Annotated in this window: 15 protein-coding genes; 7 read left to right on the plus strand and 8 right to left on the minus strand. The window is 70.2% G+C overall.

Annotation, left to right across the window (positions count from 1 at the left end; all coding sequences use genetic code 11):
* Positions 1 to 26: 26 nt before the first annotated feature.
* Genes ACWDXC_RS30990 through ACWDXC_RS31000 form a run of 3 tightly spaced genes read right to left on the minus strand, consistent with a single transcriptional unit; the run spans position 27 to position 3,384 of the window.
* Positions 27 to 767: a succinate dehydrogenase/fumarate reductase iron-sulfur subunit gene (locus ACWDXC_RS30990; protein ID WP_219511491.1), complete on the minus strand. Its 741-nt coding sequence runs from the start codon at positions 765 to 767 to the stop codon at positions 27 to 29.
* Positions 764 to 2,689, minus strand: a complete 1,926-nt coding sequence (locus ACWDXC_RS30995) for a fumarate reductase/succinate dehydrogenase flavoprotein subunit (protein WP_449987580.1) — start codon at positions 2,687 to 2,689, stop codon at positions 764 to 766. Before ACWDXC_RS30995 ends, ACWDXC_RS30990 begins: the two co-directional genes overlap by 4 nt.
* Positions 2,686 to 3,384, minus strand: a complete 699-nt coding sequence (locus ACWDXC_RS31000) for a succinate dehydrogenase cytochrome b subunit (protein ID WP_308126070.1) — start codon at positions 3,382 to 3,384, stop codon at positions 2,686 to 2,688. The genes ACWDXC_RS30995 and ACWDXC_RS31000 overlap by 4 nt, the downstream gene beginning before the upstream one ends.
* A 192-nt stretch (positions 3,385 to 3,576) precedes the next feature.
* Here ACWDXC_RS31000 and ACWDXC_RS31005 point away from each other — a divergent pair, with 192 nt between their 5' ends.
* From ACWDXC_RS31005 to ACWDXC_RS31035, 7 genes are all read left to right on the plus strand, one after another.
* Positions 3,577 to 4,506 carry a LysR family transcriptional regulator gene (locus ACWDXC_RS31005; protein ID WP_219511486.1) on the plus strand — a complete coding sequence of 310 codons (930 nt, stop codon included), beginning with the start codon at positions 3,577 to 3,579 and terminating at the stop codon, positions 4,504 to 4,506.
* A gap of 32 nt (positions 4,507 to 4,538) precedes the next feature.
* Positions 4,539 to 5,672: a PP2C family protein-serine/threonine phosphatase gene (locus ACWDXC_RS31010; protein ID WP_449987584.1), complete on the plus strand. Its 1,134-nt coding sequence runs from the start codon at positions 4,539 to 4,541 to the stop codon at positions 5,670 to 5,672.
* Positions 5,669 to 6,814, plus strand: coding sequence for a sensor histidine kinase (locus ACWDXC_RS31015; protein WP_449987587.1), 1,146 nt, complete (start codon positions 5,669 to 5,671; stop codon positions 6,812 to 6,814). The genes ACWDXC_RS31010 and ACWDXC_RS31015 overlap by 4 nt, the downstream gene beginning before the upstream one ends.
* Complete coding sequence (locus ACWDXC_RS31020) at positions 6,807 to 7,256, plus strand: response regulator (protein ID WP_449987589.1); 450 nt, start codon at positions 6,807 to 6,809, stop codon at positions 7,254 to 7,256. The genes ACWDXC_RS31015 and ACWDXC_RS31020 overlap by 8 nt, the downstream gene beginning before the upstream one ends.
* 249 nt (positions 7,257 to 7,505) lie before the next feature.
* The gene (locus ACWDXC_RS31025; protein ID WP_449987592.1) at positions 7,506 to 8,240 is read left to right on the plus strand and encodes a hypothetical protein; all 735 of its coding nucleotides are present in this window, start codon (positions 7,506 to 7,508) and stop codon (positions 8,238 to 8,240) included.
* 14 nt (positions 8,241 to 8,254) lie between these two features.
* Positions 8,255 to 10,141 carry a fumarate reductase/succinate dehydrogenase flavoprotein subunit gene (locus tag ACWDXC_RS31030; protein ID WP_219511476.1) on the plus strand — a complete coding sequence of 629 codons (1,887 nt, stop codon included), beginning with the start codon at positions 8,255 to 8,257 and terminating at the stop codon, positions 10,139 to 10,141.
* A complete protein-coding gene (locus ACWDXC_RS31035; protein ID WP_219511475.1) occupies positions 10,138 to 10,893 on the plus strand; it encodes a succinate dehydrogenase/fumarate reductase iron-sulfur subunit in 756 nt (251 codons plus the stop codon). The genes ACWDXC_RS31030 and ACWDXC_RS31035 overlap by 4 nt, the downstream gene beginning before the upstream one ends.
* A gap of 33 nt (positions 10,894 to 10,926) precedes the next feature.
* On the opposite strand, the gene ACWDXC_RS31040 is transcribed toward ACWDXC_RS31035, so the two are convergent.
* The 5 genes from ACWDXC_RS31040 to ACWDXC_RS31060 all read right to left on the minus strand — a co-directional run bounded on the left by ACWDXC_RS31040 (position 10,927) and on the right by ACWDXC_RS31060 (position 15,757).
* Entirely contained in the window at positions 10,927 to 12,150 is a 1,224-nt protein-coding gene (locus ACWDXC_RS31040; RefSeq protein ID WP_449987596.1) for a hypothetical protein, read from the minus strand.
* A gap of 74 nt (positions 12,151 to 12,224) precedes the next feature.
* Entirely contained in the window at positions 12,225 to 13,559 is a 1,335-nt protein-coding gene (locus ACWDXC_RS31045; protein ID WP_449987598.1) for a hypothetical protein, read from the minus strand.
* 97 nt (positions 13,560 to 13,656) lie between these two features.
* Positions 13,657 to 14,049, minus strand: a complete 393-nt coding sequence (locus tag ACWDXC_RS31050; RefSeq protein WP_219511469.1) for a (deoxy)nucleoside triphosphate pyrophosphohydrolase — start codon at positions 14,047 to 14,049, stop codon at positions 13,657 to 13,659.
* On the minus strand, positions 14,046 to 15,140 hold the full coding sequence (locus ACWDXC_RS31055) for a C40 family peptidase (RefSeq protein ID WP_449987600.1): 1,095 nt from the start codon (positions 15,138 to 15,140) through the stop codon (positions 14,046 to 14,048). The genes ACWDXC_RS31050 and ACWDXC_RS31055 overlap by 4 nt, the downstream gene beginning before the upstream one ends.
* Positions 15,137 to 15,757, minus strand: coding sequence for a hypothetical protein (locus tag ACWDXC_RS31060; protein WP_449987603.1), 621 nt, complete (start codon positions 15,755 to 15,757; stop codon positions 15,137 to 15,139). Before ACWDXC_RS31060 ends, ACWDXC_RS31055 begins: the two co-directional genes overlap by 4 nt.

The raw sequence follows: 15,757 nt of genomic DNA on the forward strand, positions 1-15,757 counted from the left end.
CACGCACGGTGGGCCGGAAACTGCGGCTACTTGGCGTTCGCCTTCAGGTAGTCCGTGTTCATCTGGGCGATCGTGTCGAGCGGGATGCCCTTGGGGCAGACCGCGGTGCACTCGCCGGTGTTCGTGCAGCCGCCGAAGCCTTCGGCGTCCATCTGGTCCACCATGGCCTTGGCGCGGGACAGGCGCTCGGGCTGGCCCTGCGGCAGCAGGCTCAGGTGGGTGATCTTGGCCGCGGTGAACAGCGACGCCGACCCGTTGGGGCAGGCGGCGACGCAGGCGCCGCAGCCGATGCAGGTGGCGGCGTCGAATGCGGCGTCGGCGTCCTCCTTGCGCACCGGGACGCTGTGGGCGTCGGGGGCGGAGCCGGCCGGGACGGAGACGAAGCCGCCCGCCTGGATGATGCGGTCGAAGGCGCTGCGGTCGACGACGAGGTCCTTCACCACCGGGAAGGGCGCGGCGCGCCACGGCTCGATGGTGATGGTGGCGTTGTCCTCGAAGTGGCGCATGTGGAGCTGGCAGGTGGTGGTGGCGCGCTGCTCGCCGTGGGCGACGCCGTTGATCACCATGCCGCACATGCCGCAGATGCCCTCGCGGCAGTCGTGGTCGAAGGCGATCGGGTCGTCGCCTTCGAGGATGAGGCGCTCGTTGAGGACGTCCAGCATCTCCAGGAACGACATGTCCGGCGAGACTTCCTCAACCCGATATGTCACCATCCGGCCGGCGTCGGAAGGGCCGCTCTGCCGCCAGACGCGAAGGGTCAGGTTCACTTGTAACTCCGCTGGGTCATCTTGACGTACTCGTACACGAGCGGTTCCTTGTGCAGCACCGGCTCACCGTCGGGCGAGTGCTCCCAGGCCGACACGTGCGCGAAGGCCTCGTCGTCACGCAGGGCCTCGCCGTCGGCGTCCTGCGACTCGGCGCGGAAGTGGCCGCCGCACGACTCGGTGCGCACCAGCGCGTCCAGGCACATGAGCTCGGCCAGGTCGAAGAAGTCGGCCACCCGGCCGGCCTTCTCCAGCACCTGGTTGAGCTCCTCGGCGGTGCCGGAGACCTTGACGTTCTCCCAGAACTCCTTGCGCAGCTCGGGGATGCGGTCCAGGGCCTTGCGCAGCGACTCCTCGGTGCGCTCCATGCCGCAGTAGTCCCACATGAGCTTGCCGAGCTCGCGGTGGAAGGAGTCGGGGGTGCGGGTGCCGTTGACGGCGAGCAGGCGCTCGATCCTGTCGCGCACCTTCAGCTCGGCCTCGGCGACCGCCGCCTCGTCGACCTCGCCGAACGGGCCGTCCGCCAGGTAGTCGCCGAGCGTGGTCGGCAGCACGAAGTAGCCGTCGGCCAGGCCCTGCATCAACGCGGACGCGCCGAGGCGGTTGGCGCCGTGGTCGGAGAAGTTCGCCTCGCCGATCACGAACAGGCCGGGGATCGTCGACTGCAGGTCGTAGTCGACCCACAGCCCGCCCATCGTGTAGTGGACGGCCGGGTAGATGCGCATCGGCACGTCGTACGGGTTCTCGCCGGTGATGCGCTCGTACATCTCGAAGAGGTTGCCGTACTTCTTCTCGACGGCGTCGCGGCCGAGCCGGTTGATCGCGTCGCGGAAGTCGAGGTAGACGCCGAGGCCGCCGGGGCCGACGCCGCGGCCCTCGTCACAGACGTTCTTGGCGGCGCGGGAGGCGATGTCACGCGGGACGAGGTTGCCGAAAGCGGGGTAGATCCGCTCCAGGTAGTAGTCGCGCTCGTCCTCGGGGATGTCGCCGGGGGCGCGCTTGTCGTCCTTGCGCAGCGGCACCCAGACGCGGCCGTCGTTGCGCAGCGACTCCGACATGAGCGTCAGCTTGGACTGGTACTCGCCGGAGACCGGGATGCAGGTCGGGTGGATCTGCGTGTAGCAGGGGTTGGCGAAGTACGCGCCGCGCTCGTGGGCCCGCCAGATGGCGGTGGTGTTGCAGCCCTTGGCGTTCGTGGACAGGAAGAACACGTTGCCGTAGCCGCCGGTGGCGAGCACGACGGCGTCGGCGGTGTGGCGCTCGATCTCGCCGGTGACCATGTCGCGCACGATGATGCCGCGCGCCCGGCCGTCGGCGACGATCAGGTCGAGCATCTCGTGCCGGGTGAACATCTCGACGGTGCCGGCGGCGATCTGCCGCTCCAGCGCCTGGTAGGCGCCGAGCAGGAGCTGCTGGCCCGTCTGGCCGCGCGCGTAGAAGGTACGCGACACCTGCGCGCCGCCGAACGAGCGGGTGTCGAGCAGGCCGCCGTACTCGCGGGCGAACGGCACGCCCTGGGCCACGGCCTGGTCGATGATGTTCACCGAGACCTGGGCCAGGCGGTAGACGTTCGACTCGCGGGCGCGGAAGTCGCCGCCCTTGACGGTGTCGTAGAACAGCCGGTAGATCGAGTCGCCGTCGCCCCGGTAGTTCTTGGCGGCGTTGATGCCGCCCTGCGCCGCGATGGAGTGGGCGCGCCGGGGCGTGTCCTGGTAGCAGAACGACTTGACGTTGTAGCCGAGCTCGCCGAGCGTGGCGGCGGCGGACCCGCCCGCCAGGCCGGTGCCGACCACGATGACGTTGAGCTTGCGCTTGTTGGCCGGGTTGACCAGCCTGGCGCTGAACTTGCGCTTCTCCCAGCGCTCCTCGATGGGCCCCTCGGGCGCCTTGGTGTCCCGGATCTCCGGGCCCTCGGTGTACTTCATTGCACGACTCCGAACATGATGGCGAGCGGCGGGGCGAGGAAGCCGACGACCAGGACGGCCGACAGCAGGCCGGCGCTCAGGCGCAGCGCCTTGTTGCGGTCACGGTTGGCCCAGCCGAGCGTCTGGAAGGCGCTCCACACGCCGTGGCGCAGGTGCAGGCCGACCATGACGACGGCCACGAGGTAGATGAGCGTGACCCACCAGCGGGACGGGTCGAACCCGGCGATCATGCGGTCGGCCGGGGTGGAGTCGAAGCCCTTGGGGTTGACGACGCCGAAGGTGAGGTCGAGCAGGTGCCACACGACGAACAGCGCGATCGTCAGGCCGCCGAACCGCATGATGTGCGTGGCGTAGCCGGTGGCCTGCGACTTCTTGGCGACGTACTTGACCGGGCGGGCCGAGCGGGCCCGGCGCGACAGCGAGATCGCGGCCCACATGTGCAGCACGACCGACAGGACGAGCGCGATCTCCACGATCGTCAGCAGCGTCCGGTAGGGCAGCAGCGGCTCCAGCAGCGTGCGCAGGGCGTGCGCGTACTCGTTGAAGGAGTCCTTGCTGATGAAGATCTTGAGGTTGCCCAGCATGTGGCCGATCAGGAAGAGCACCATCACGGCGCCGGTGACGGCCATGACGGCTTTCTTGCCGTTGGACGAGCTGAGGAACCCGCGGGGCCGCTTGCGCGTTGGCTTCTTCACGGGTGCTGGGGAGGTAACGGGCGCGGTGGCGGCGCCGCGCTCTATCGTGGCTGTCACATCTTCTGAAGCTAGGTAACCAGCGATGATCCGTCCAAGTCATCGCGGGCCTGGTTTCCATAGCCAAAGGCTATGATGTCTGGTTTGTATGGCCGGCATAAAAGCCAGCGAGTCCGCCGGTGCGAGGAAAATCACATGCAGTTGCAGCAGTTGGCGTACTTCGTCGCGGTGGCCGAGACCAGGCACTTCACCCATGCGGCCGAGCGGATGCGGGTCGCCCAGCCGTCGCTCAGCAAGCAGATCAAGGCGCTGGAGACCGAGCTCGGGGCCCCGCTGTTCTCCCGTGCTCGCGGCAACGTCACGCTGACCGCCGCCGGTGAGGCGCTGCTGCCGCTGGCGCGCCGGATGCTGGAGGACGCCGAGACGGCCCGGCGGGAGGTCGCCGAGCTGGCGGGACTGCGCAGCGGCCGGGTGCGGCTGGGGGCGACGCCGTCGCTGTGCGCCGGGCTGATGGCCGACGTGCTGGCCCGCTTCAACCACGCCTACCCGGGCATCGAGCTGCTGGTGGAGGAGGGCGGCTCGCGTGACCTGGTGCGGGCGCTGGCGCGGGGGCAGCTCGACCTGTCGCTGATCATCATGCCGTTGCAGCATGACGACCCGGCGCTGCTGACCGAGGAGATCCTGCGCGAGAACCTGGTGGTCGTGGCGCCCTCCCATGAGCGTTTGCGCAAACCGTACATGCGGATCGAGGACCTGCGCGGCCGGCCGATGGTGATGTTCCGGCGCGGCTACGACCTGCGGGAGGCGACGCTGACGGCGTGCCGGCAGGCGGGGTTCGAGCCGAGGTTCGCGGTGCAGGGCGGCGAGATGGACGCGGTGCTGCGGTTCGTGGAGGCCGGGCTGGGCGTGGCGGTGGTGCCGTCGATGGTGCTCGACGGCCGGCCGGGGCTGGCCGGGACGCCGCTGGCCCCGCCGGGGCTGAGCCGGACGATAGCGCTGGCGCACCGGCGCGACGTGGAGCCGACGCGGGCGGCCCAGGCGTTCCGGACGACATTGCTCACATTCGTCGTCGAAGCTGGTCAGGAGGGTACGCTTCCCCAAGGGGTCGAGCTCATCGCAGAATGAGCGGACGGCCTACCTCCAGCGAAGAGGCGTTTGTGACGGCATCCCTATCCGAAACGCTGACGCTCCTGCTCATCGAGGACGACGACGGAGACGCGTTCCTCGTGGAGGAGCTGCTGAAGCAGGCCGCGGCGCCGCCCCGGATCACCTGGGCCCGCAGCCTGGCGGAGACCAGGACCAAGCTCACCCCCCACATCCAGTGCGTGCTGGTCGACCTGTCGCTGCCCGACGCCACCGGCCTGGAGGCGCTGGAGCACGTGCTGGCGATGGCCCCGCACGCGGCCGTCCTGGTGCTGACCGGGCTGCGCGACGCGCACGTCGGCGTGGCGGCGGTCCAGGCGGGCGCCCAGGACTACCTGGTCAAGCAGGACATCGACGCCCGCCTGCTGGCCAGGGCCGTCCGCTACGCGATGGAACGCAAGCGCGCCGACCTGGCCCACATCGCCCTCACCAAGGCCGAGCTGACCGCCGAGGAGAACGCCCGGCTGGAGAACGGCCTGCTGCCCGCCCCGCTGCTGCGCACCCACGACCTGGAGCACGTCACCCGCTACCTGCCGGGCTCACAGGGCCAGCGGCTGGCCGGCGACTTCCTCGACACCGTGCAGACCCCCGACGGCGCGGTCCACGTCGTCATCGGCGACGTGTGCGGGCACGGCCCCGACGAGGCGGCGCTCGGCGTCTCGCTGCGCATCGCCTGGCGCACGCTCGTGCTCGCCGGGCTGGACGGCGACCCGCTGCTGCGGACCATGGACACGCTGCTGCGCGCCGAGCGCAAGGCGCCGGAGATCTACACCACCCTCTGCACGGCCAGGATCAGCCCGGACCTGAGCCACGCCGCGATGCGGGTCGCCGGGCACCCGCCGCCCGTGCTCCTGCGCGACGGCGTCGTCGAGATCGTCGAGGGCACCCCGTCCGGCCCGCCGCTGGGCATCTTCCCCGACCGCGAGTGGGCGGTCATCGACGTGCCGCTCGGAGAGCGGTGGTCGATGATGCTCTACACCGACGGGCTCATCGAGGCCGCCGCCGGGCAGGGCGGCGAGCTCGGCGTCGACGGCCTGGTCAGCCTGGTCAAGCAGCACGGCGTCATCGACCTCGACCGGCTCATCCGACACGTGGGCACCCTCAGCGACGACCTCGCCGCGGTGCTCGTCCGCAGGAGCGCCTCATGAGCATCAACCCGCTGCCTCCGGCCAAGCCCGCCACCGGAGTCGGCCGGATCCCGCTCGCCCGCTGGTTCCTCATCACCGGCGCGCTCACCGGGGTCGCGTTCCTGACCTCGGCCACGCTGATCATGATGATGATCTCCGAGCTGAGCGTGCTGGAGCCCCGGCCCGAGATCGCCGCCCAGGTGAACCGGCTGACCGTGCTGCTCGTGGTGCTCTGCTCGGTGCTGCTGGCCTCGGTCCTGGCGCTGGTGCTCATCGTCCGCTTCACCGTGCTCAAGCCCATCGCGCGGCTCACCGACCAGGTGCGCGCCGTCGCGGGCGGCGACTTCGACCACCGCCTCGGCGTGGCCAGGCCCGCCGAGCTGGCCGAGCTGTCCAGCCACGTCGACTCGATGCGCCGGCGCATCCTGTCGAACTGGCGCATCGCCCAGGACCAGGCCGACGAGCTGCGCCGCTCCAACGGGGAGCTGGAGCAGTTCGCGTACGTGGCCAGCCACGACCTGCAGGAGCCGCTGCGCAAGGTCGCCAGCTTCACCCAGATGCTCGAACAGCGCTACGGCGACCAGCTCGACGAGCGGGCCAAGCAGTACATCCACTACGCCGTCGACGGCGCCAAGCGCATGCAGCTCCTCATCAACGACCTGCTCGACTTCTCCCGCGTCGGCCGGGTGACCAGTGGCCGGACCGTGGTGGAGACGCGGCCCGCGCTGGACGCGGCGCTGGTCAACCTCTCGGGCATGATCGAGGACGTCGGGGCCACCGTCACCGCCGACGAGCTGCCCGAGGTCGTCGGCAACCGCGTCCAGCTCACGCAGCTCTTCCAGAACCTCATCGAGAACGCCGTCAAGTTCCGCGGCGAGCAGCCGCCCCGCGTCCACATCGGCGTCACCCGCAAGGGCGGCATGTGGGAGTTCAGCTGCTCCGACAACGGCATCGGCGTCGAGCCGAAGTACGCCGACCGGATCTTCCTCATCTTCCAGCGCCTCCACCCGCGGGACGTGTATCCAGGTACGGGCATCGGGCTCGCGCTCTGCCGCAAGATTGTCGAGTATCACGGCGGGCAGCTGTGGCTCGACGGCGACGCGGAGAGGCCGGGCACGACGTTCCGATGGACGCTGCCGGCCGCGGGAGACGACGATGAATGACTGGCGCCCGATCGAGGTGCTCCTGGTCGAGGACGACCAGGGCGACATCCTGCTGACGCGGGAGGCGTTCGAGCTCAACAAGGTGAGCAACCGCCTGCACGTGGTGAACGACGGCGAGCAGGCGATGGACTTCCTGCGCCAGAAGGGCGAGCACACCGGCGTGCCCCGGCCCGACCTGATCCTGCTCGACCTCAACCTGCCCAGGAAGAGCGGGCTGGAGGTGCTGGAGGAGGTCAAGCTCGACGAGGATCTGCGGACCATCCCGGTGGTGGTCCTGACGACCTCGGAGGCCGAGGAGGACATCCTGCTCAGCTACAAGCTGCACGCGAATGCGTATGTCGCAAAACCGGTCGATTTTCAGCAGTTCATAAGAGTTGTCCGTCAAATCGATAACTTTTTTGTGACTGTGGTGAAGTTGCCCAACCAGGGGTTGCGCGCCTGACGGCGGACGTGACAGGAATCACAGGTCGTCCTGGAAAAAGTGAGTGATGCTTCTCACAAATCCGTATGCGGGCGTCGTAACGTATCCCACACCAACGCGCGCCGGAGCGGAGCACAGCGCCCGCCACATGTGCGCGCCAGACAGACGACCCGGACCCCAGGCGTGCGGGGTCCGCGGGAGGTGGAGAGGTCCGCGATGACCCAGACGACGCCCGACGCTCCAGTGAGAAGGCAGCGTGCCCAAGTCAAGGTGCGCACCCTGCGCACGGACCGATGGTGGATCACCCCGCTGCTGACGTTTCTCGGGCTCAGCTCATTCCTGGTCTACGGGGTGTGGGCGATCATCGACACGAGCAACTTCGTCGAGCCCTATATCGCCCCCTTCGCCTCGCCCTGCCTGACGACCTCCGCGGTGTGCGACGGCGCCCGGCTGTTCGGGTGGGCTCCGATCGGCGACTGGTACGCGCTGCCGCCGGGGCTGCTCATCCTCGGTCTGCCGGGCGGGTTCCGGCTGACCTGCTACTACTACCGCAAGTCGTACTATCGCTCGTTCTGGCTGTCGCCGGCGGCGTGCGCGGTGCAGGAGCCGCACGGGAAGTACACCGGTGAGACCCGCTTCCCGCTGATCATGCAGAACATCCACCGCTACTTCTTCTACTTCGCCCTGCTGATCGGCGCGATCCTCACCTACGACGCGATCCTGGCGCTCGTCCACAAGCCGCTCGGCCTCGGCAGCTACATCCTGCTGGCCAACGCCGTGCTCATCCTCGGCTACACGCTGGGCTGCCACTCCTGCAGGCACATCACCGCGGGCCGGCTCAACCACTTCTCGCGCCACCCGTTCCGCTACAAGGCCTGGACCCTCGTCTCCAAGCTCAACGCCAAGCACCAGCAGTGGGCCTGGGCCTCGATGTTCTCCGTCATGGGCGCCGACCTCTACGTCCGTCTGGTGGCCAAGGGCATCATCGCCTTCCCGTTCGCGTAAGGAATCGTTTCACAGTGGAAATCGAGCGTCACGAATACGACGTCGTCGTCATCGGCGCGGGAGGCGCCGGGCTGCGCGCCGCCATCGAGGCCCGTCAGCAGGGCAAGCGCACCGCGATCGTGTGCAAGTCGCTGTTCGGCAAGGCCCACACGGTCATGGCCGAGGGCGGCGCCGCCGCCGCGATGGGCAACGTCAACTCCGACGACAACTGGATGGTGCACTTCCGCGACACCATGCGCGGCGGCAAGTTCCTCAACAACTGGCGCATGGCCGAGCTGCACGCCAAGGAGGCCCCGGACCGGGTCTGGGAGCTGGAGGCGTGGGGCGCGCTGTTCGACCGCACCAAGGACGGCAAGATCAGCCAGCGCAACTTCGGCGGCCACGAGTACCCCCGGCTCGCCCACGTCGGCGACCGCACCGGCCTGGAGATGATCCGGACCCTGCAGCAGCGCGTCGTCGCCCTCCAGCAGGAGGACTTCGAGACGCACGGCGACCACGAGGCCTACATCAAGGTCTTCCAGGAGTGCACGGTCACCCGCCTGCTCAAGCAGGACGACCGGATCGCCGGCGCGTTCGGCTACTGGCGCGAGAGCGGCAACTACGTCCTGTTCGACGCCCCCGCCGTGGTGCTCGCCACCGGCGGCATCGGCAAGTCGTACGTGGTCACCTCCAACTCCTGGGAGTACACCGGCGACGGCCACGCGCTGGCCCTGCTGGCCGGGGCCAAGCTGATCAACATGGAGTTCATCCAGTTCCACCCCACCGGGATGGTCTGGCCGCCCTCCGTGCGTGGCATCCTCGTCACCGAGTCGGTGCGCGGCGACGGCGGCGTGCTGCGCAACTCCGAGGGCGAGCGCTTCATGTTCAAGTACATCCCCGAGGTGTTCAAGGACAAGTACGCCACCACCGAGGAGGAGGGCGACCGCTGGTACACCGACCAGGCCAACAACCGCCGCCCCCCGGAGCTGCTGCCGCGTGACGAGGTCGCCAGGGCCATCAACGCCGAGGTGAAGGCCGGGCGCGGATCCCCCCAGGGCGGCGTCTACCTGGACGTGTCGACCCGGCTGCCCGCCGAGGAGATCAAGCGCCGGCTGCCGTCGATGCACCACCAGTTCAAGGAGCTGGCCGACGTCGACATCACCGCCGAGCCGATGCAGGTGGGTCCGACCTGCCACTACATCATGGGCGGCGTCGAGGTCGACGCCGACTCCGGCGCTGCCTCCGTGCCGGGCCTGTTCGCGGCGGGCGAGGTGTCCGGCGGCATGCACGGCTCCAACCGGCTCGGCGGCAACTCGCTGTCGGACCTGCTGGTCTTCGGCCGGCGGGCCGGCGCGGGCGCGGCGGCCTACGTCGACACGCTCGCCGCCCGGCCCCGGCCCGCGCAGGCGGACGTGGACGCCGCCCGCGCCGAGGCCGAGGCGCCGCTCCAGCGCTCGGGCGAGAACCCGTACGAGGTCCACCAGGAGCTCCAGCGGACGATGAACGACCTGGTCGGCATCATCCGCAAGGCCGACGAGGTCGCCGAGGCGCTGGAGGTCGTGGAGAAGCTCAAGGAGCGCGCCCAGCTCGTCGGCGCGGCCGGGTCGCGCGTCTACAACCCCGGCTGGCACCTGGCGCTCGACCTGCGCAACATGGTGCTCGTCTCGGAGTGCGTGGCGCGGGCCGCGCTCAAGCGCGAGGAGAGCCGGGGCGGCCACACCCGCGACGACTTCCCCGGCATGAACCCCGAGTGGCGCCGCAAGCTGCTCGTCTGCTCCACCGGCGACGGCCGGTCGATCCAGGTCGAGGAGCGCGTCCAGCCTCCGATGCGCGACGACCTGATCACCCTGTTCGACCGCGACGAGCTGAAGAAGTATCTCACCGACGAAGAGATGGCCGAGTTCGACGGGATTTCGAAATGAGCTACAAGGCGAAGTTCAAGGTCTGGCGCGGTGAGGGAGGCGAAGGCAGGCTCGAAGACTTCACCGTCGAGGTGAACGAGGGCGAGGTCGTCCTCGACATCATCCACAGGCTCCAGGCCACCCAGGCCCCCGACCTCGCGGTCCGCTGGAACTGCAAGGCCGGCAAGTGCGGCTCCTGCTCGATGGAGATCAACGGCAAGCCGCGCCTGGGCTGCATGACCCGGATGTCCACCTTCGCGGAGGACGAGACCATCACGGTGACCCCGATGCGGACCTTCCCCGTCATCAAGGACCTGGTCACCGACGTCTCGTACAACTACCAGAAGGCCCGGGAGGTGCCGTCCTTCACGCCCCCGGAGGGCGTGCGGCCCGGCGAGTACCGGATGCAGCAGGTCGATGTCGAGCGGTCCCAGGAGTTCCGCAAGTGCATCGAGTGCTTCATGTGCAACAACGTCTGCCACGTCATCCGCGACCACGAGGAGAACAAGCCGGCCTTCTCCGGCCCCCGCTTCCTCATGCGGATCGCCGAGCTGGACATGCACCCGTACGACGTGGCCGACCGCAAGGACTCGGCCCAGCAGGACCACGGCCTCGGCTACTGCAACATCACCAAGTGCTGCACCGAGGTCTGCCCCGAGCACATCAAGATCACTGACAACGCGCTGATCCCGATGAAGGAGCGCGTGGTCGACCGCAAGTACGACCCGCTGGTCTGGCTCGGCAACAAGATCTTCAAGCGCTCGTCCAAGTGACACCGGCGGCGGGGCCTTCGGGCCCCGCCGTTCTCACTTGCTCTTGCGCCGCAGCCCGCGCCTGCGCTTGCCCTGCTCGGGCCGGGGCTCCTCCACCGTCGCGCCGTCTGCCGGCGTGTCCTCCGCCGGCGTGTCCGGCAGCGGCTGGACGACCGTCCGGTCCGCCGCGAACGCCTGCCACGGCTCGGCGTCGCCCTGCTCGGCCATCGACGCCGCACCCAGCGGGCGCTCGGGCGTGTCCTCGTACGGGCCCGCGCCGCCGGGCGGGATGTCCGAAGGCGGCGGCTCCGGCGGGACCAGCGGCTCGAACGGCGCCCGGTAGGCCGGCTCCTGGTCCACGGTGTCGAACTGGTCCGGCTGCAGCACCACCGGCTCCTGCACGGGCGCCGGCTGCTGGTGCTCGGGAGCCGCCTGGCCGTACATGGCCGGGTCCTGGTAGACCGCGCCGTACTGGACCTGGCCCCCCGGATACGTCTGCACCGGGACGAAACTGATGATCGGCGCGTACGCCGTGCCGCCCGGATAACCCGGCGCCGGGAACGCCGCCGTGGCATAACCCGGACCCGCCGGGTAGCCCGCCATCTCCGGCGGCACCGGCGGCAGCTGCGGCCCCGCCTTGCGCACCGCCGCGGCATGCGCCATCCGGCGCAACCGGCCCTCGAAGATCAGCACCGCGAACAGCACCAGCAGCACCATGACCAGCGCCGGAATGCTGAGCTGCTGCGTCAGCGTCCGCTGGTCGAACTCCGGCGCCGCGTTACGCACCTCCAGCGGGATCGGCTCGCTCTCCGACGACTGCGGCAGCGTCTCCGACGGCAGCGGGTCGCTGGTGGCCACCTGCGGCATCTCGACCTCCGACTCCGTCTCGGAAGGCGTCGCCGCCGGGACCTCCACGCTCTGCGTCGGCAGCGGCTGAGGCTGCGGGGCCGAGCTCGTCTGCGGCGTCGGATCGGGCGCCTGCGTGGTCTTCGTCGGCGTCGGCTTGGCGGTCGTCTTCTTCGGAGTCGGCGTCGCCGTGACCGTCTTGGTGACCGTCGTCTCCGGCTGCTCCGTCGGGGTCGGCGTCGGCAGCGTGGTGATGACGGTGACCGTGGTCTCCGGCGGACCCTCCTCGCACACCTCGCCCGCGTCACACGGCTCCACCGGGGTCAAGGCCGTCGCCGAAGCGCTCTGCCCCACGAACGGGGCGACACCCGCGCAGGTCAGCCCCAGTGCGAGCACCATCGCGGACACGGCCGTCGCTCGCGTGCGTGCCACCTGTGCCCTCCGCGCAGTCCCGCAACCTTGGTCAAGGGAATACTAGTCGGGTAAAAGGCACAGTAAAGACGGAATTACCAGACGTTTTTTTGAATGCGTGCCCGCTGCACCCTGGCGATCAGCCACAGCGCCCCCATCAGCGCCGCGATCCCCACCGCCACGGCAGGCACGCCCCGCGGCCCGGCCAGCGGATTCACCGCCTCCTCGGCCCGTACCCGCATCTTCCCGCCCCCGACCTCCCGCGGCAAGGGCGCCTCCACCGCCTCCGCCGGCTGCCCGGTCTGCACAGGCGCCAACGCCACCCCGCCCCCACCGGGAGCAGCGGCAGGCGCCTCCTGCTGGGCGGGCACGCCCTCAACGGCAGTGGCCCCACCCAACGCGGGCGCGTCCGCGACGTACGGCGCGTACCCCCGCACGGTGGCCCCACCCGGCGCGGGCGCACCCCCGACCGAGGGTGCCGCGCTGAGGGCCGGCGCGTCCTGGGCGTTCGCGCCCTTCTGAGCGGATGCGCCCCTCTGAGCGGGCGCGCCGCCGGTGGACGGTGTGCGGCCACGTACGGCGGGGTCGCCCGGCGCGGGCGCGCCACCTACGGGCGGCGTGCGCCTGCGCGTGGTGGCGTCGCCCGGCGCGGGTGCGCCCCCGACGGAGGGTGCGGCCTTGAGGGAGGGTGCGGCATGGAGAGCGGGCGCGTCCTGGGCGGGCGGGCGTTCGTGGCGGGATGCGTCCCTCTGGGCGAGCGCGTCCTGCCGGGACGGCCGGGCCGAGTGGCCTCCGGGGTACGGAGGGACGGCGGCGGGCGGGGCTGCCTTCCGGGTGAGGCGTACGGCGTTGCCGCTGAAGCCCACCGCGTCACGCGGCACGGGCCCCTCGAAGACCGCGGTACGCACGCTCCTGGCGATCGTCGTGTGCCCGAGCCCGTCGTCCTCGCGCACCTTCGCCACAGCGGCCAGTTCGACCTCGCCGGCCCCCTGCGGAACGGTGAGCGTCACGTCCACGACCTGCTTGCCGGCGAGCCGCCCCAGCGGGCACACGCGGGCACCGGCGTCCACCGCCCCCGAGAGCGCCCGGTTCGCCGTCACCCGGGCGCCTGCCACCCGCCCGGGGACGCCCTCCGGAGGAGCGGCGACCCCCACCGGCGCGGGACTCGCTACGACCTCAGGGACGACCCCGGTGACAGCCCCAGCGACAGCGCCCGTGGCGGGGCAGGCGACGGTGGTGAGGGCGGCGGCCGGGACCGTGGCGACCGCGAGCCGGGCGTCGTGCCCCAGGCCCTTGAGCCGCACCTGGTAGCGCAGCACGTCGCCGGTCCTGATCCATTTGAGCACCCCGTCGGGGTTGCCCACCTGGTCGAGCACCATGGACACCCCGTTGGCCGCCGCAGGCACGGCGGGCACTGCGGCAGCGAGCATCAGGGCTCCGCCCACGATCCAGCCCCGATTCATGACGCCGCCTCCCTCATCGTGACAAATAACGCCCAGTAATCGTTATGTCACAGAGGGCGACCATTCAATCCTCGCGGAGCAGTTTCTCCACGGCTTTCATCACGGGCAGGTCCCCCGCCAGCCACGGCACGTCGTAGTACGCGCCGGGCGCGAGCCAGCGCAGCGCCAGGTGTTCCTTGGGCCGGGGCGTGCCTGCGGCGACGGTGGCGAGCCAGACGCGCAGCACGTACTCCTTGCCGAGCGCCCAGTCACCGCCGACCCGTTCGCCGACGGCGATCTCCACGCCGAGTTCCTCGCGGCACTCGCGGACCAGCGCGTCGAGCTCGCTCTCCCCCGGGTCGACCTTCCCGCCGGGGAACTCCCACCCGCCTCTCAGCGCCGCGGGCGCGCCCCGCTGCGCGGCGAGCACCTGCCCGCCGTCTCCCACGATCGCCGCGGCCACCACGATCACTGTCATAGGGATGCATTCTTCAGCTTCTCGAGCTGGTCGAGGACGGCGGGGTTCTGCAGAGGCCGGGTGAACCCGACGATCTTGTCCCGCGACTCGTAGCTCGTCACCTTGATCGGCCCGCACAGCCGGCAGCGTGCCTCCACCATCTTCCCCTTCGACACGACCATCCCGACATGCCCGGGGTTGTTGGCCGACGTGCCCGGCCCGGCGTTGAAGAACACCAGGTCGCCGGGCTGCTCGGTGCCCTGTTCGATCTTCACCCCGAACGGCCACTGCCCGAACGTGGTGCGCGGGATCGACAGCCCAGCCGACCGGTAGGCGGCGAAGATGATGCCCGAGCAGTCGAACGCGTCGGGCCCGGTCCCGCCCCACAGGTACGGCTTGCCGCGCTGGTCCAGCGCGTAGGCCAGGATCTTGCGCACGACGTCGCTGGGCGCGGCCTCGACCAGCGGCTCGTCACAGGAGTCGTCGGTCTCGGGCGGCACCTCGACCTCGCCGGACCTGGCGTACTTCCTGGCGATCTCCTCGACCTGGTCCACGTACCACCAGGCCCGGTTGTAGACGAACAGGGCGCGGCGGACGTTCTCGGGGGCGCCGTTGCGCTTGAGCATCCTGGCCGCGCCGAGAATGGCGTCGGCAGGGTTGTAGACGTCGCCGATGCCGTCGCCGTCGCCGTCGGAGGCGTAGCCGTTGAACGTCGACGACATGGGGATCCGGGCCTTGCCGCCCCACGTGCTGATCAGGAACTGCATCGGCCCGGCCGCGCCGGCGTAGTTGGTGCCGCTCTTGACGCCCGGCAGGTTGGAGCGGCCGTGGTCGGTCTCACGCTTGCCGACGGCGGCCAGGATGTTCCACTGGACGCCGATCTTCTTGCCGTGCTGCCGGTAGAGCTCCAGGTATTCGGTGGGGATGTCGGAGGCGGCCGAGTCGGACGCCTCCTGCACCTGGGTGCCGTCGGTGCAGTCGGGCGGCGCGCCACCGCTGCCGACGAACGAGGGGATGGACGTCATCAGCATCGGCGACACGATGACCAGGACGAGCAGCAGCATCCCGGCGACGACGACCGCGAGGATCACGCGGGGGCGGGAGGTGTTCACCCCTGCGGATCCCCGTCCTGGCCCTCGTCGGCGGGCCTCAGGTCGAACACCCGCCAATCGGAGCCCAGCTGGCTGACCGTCACCGCGTAGTCGGCCGCCTGCTGCTTGGCGCCGCTCTTGCCGGTGAGCTGCTGCGTCGCGGTGATGACGAACACGATGCTGGTCTTCTCGATCTGCCGGATCTCCTTCAGCGCGGCCGTCGCCGTGGACACGGTCTGGTCGTCCTGCTCCACCGGGCCGGCCGCGGTGCGGGTCCTGGCCAGGATGTTGCCGAAGTCCGCGGTGGTGTACTTGCGCACCCGGTCGGCGTACGTCTGCGGCGCCTCGTCGAAGCGGTACGTCGCGTACTCGGCGGTGAAGCGTTCGGCCAGGTCGGCGGCGGCGGCGAGCTGCTCCTTGGACATCGGCAGGAAGGAGTAGACGTCGAAGGGCGCGTCACTGGCGGTGGCCAGCGGCGTGCTCGCGATGGCCGGCGTGCTCGTGGTCCGGCCGGAGGCGGCCTGCTCGGCGGCGGGCTGCTCCGGGTCGGGCCACAGCCACAGGTAGGCGCCGACGGCAGCGATGATCACGACGATGACGGCGAAGGCCATCCCTCGCTTGTCGCCCCGCTGAGCCAT

It is taken from the genome of Nonomuraea sp. NPDC003214, assembly GCF_053590035.1.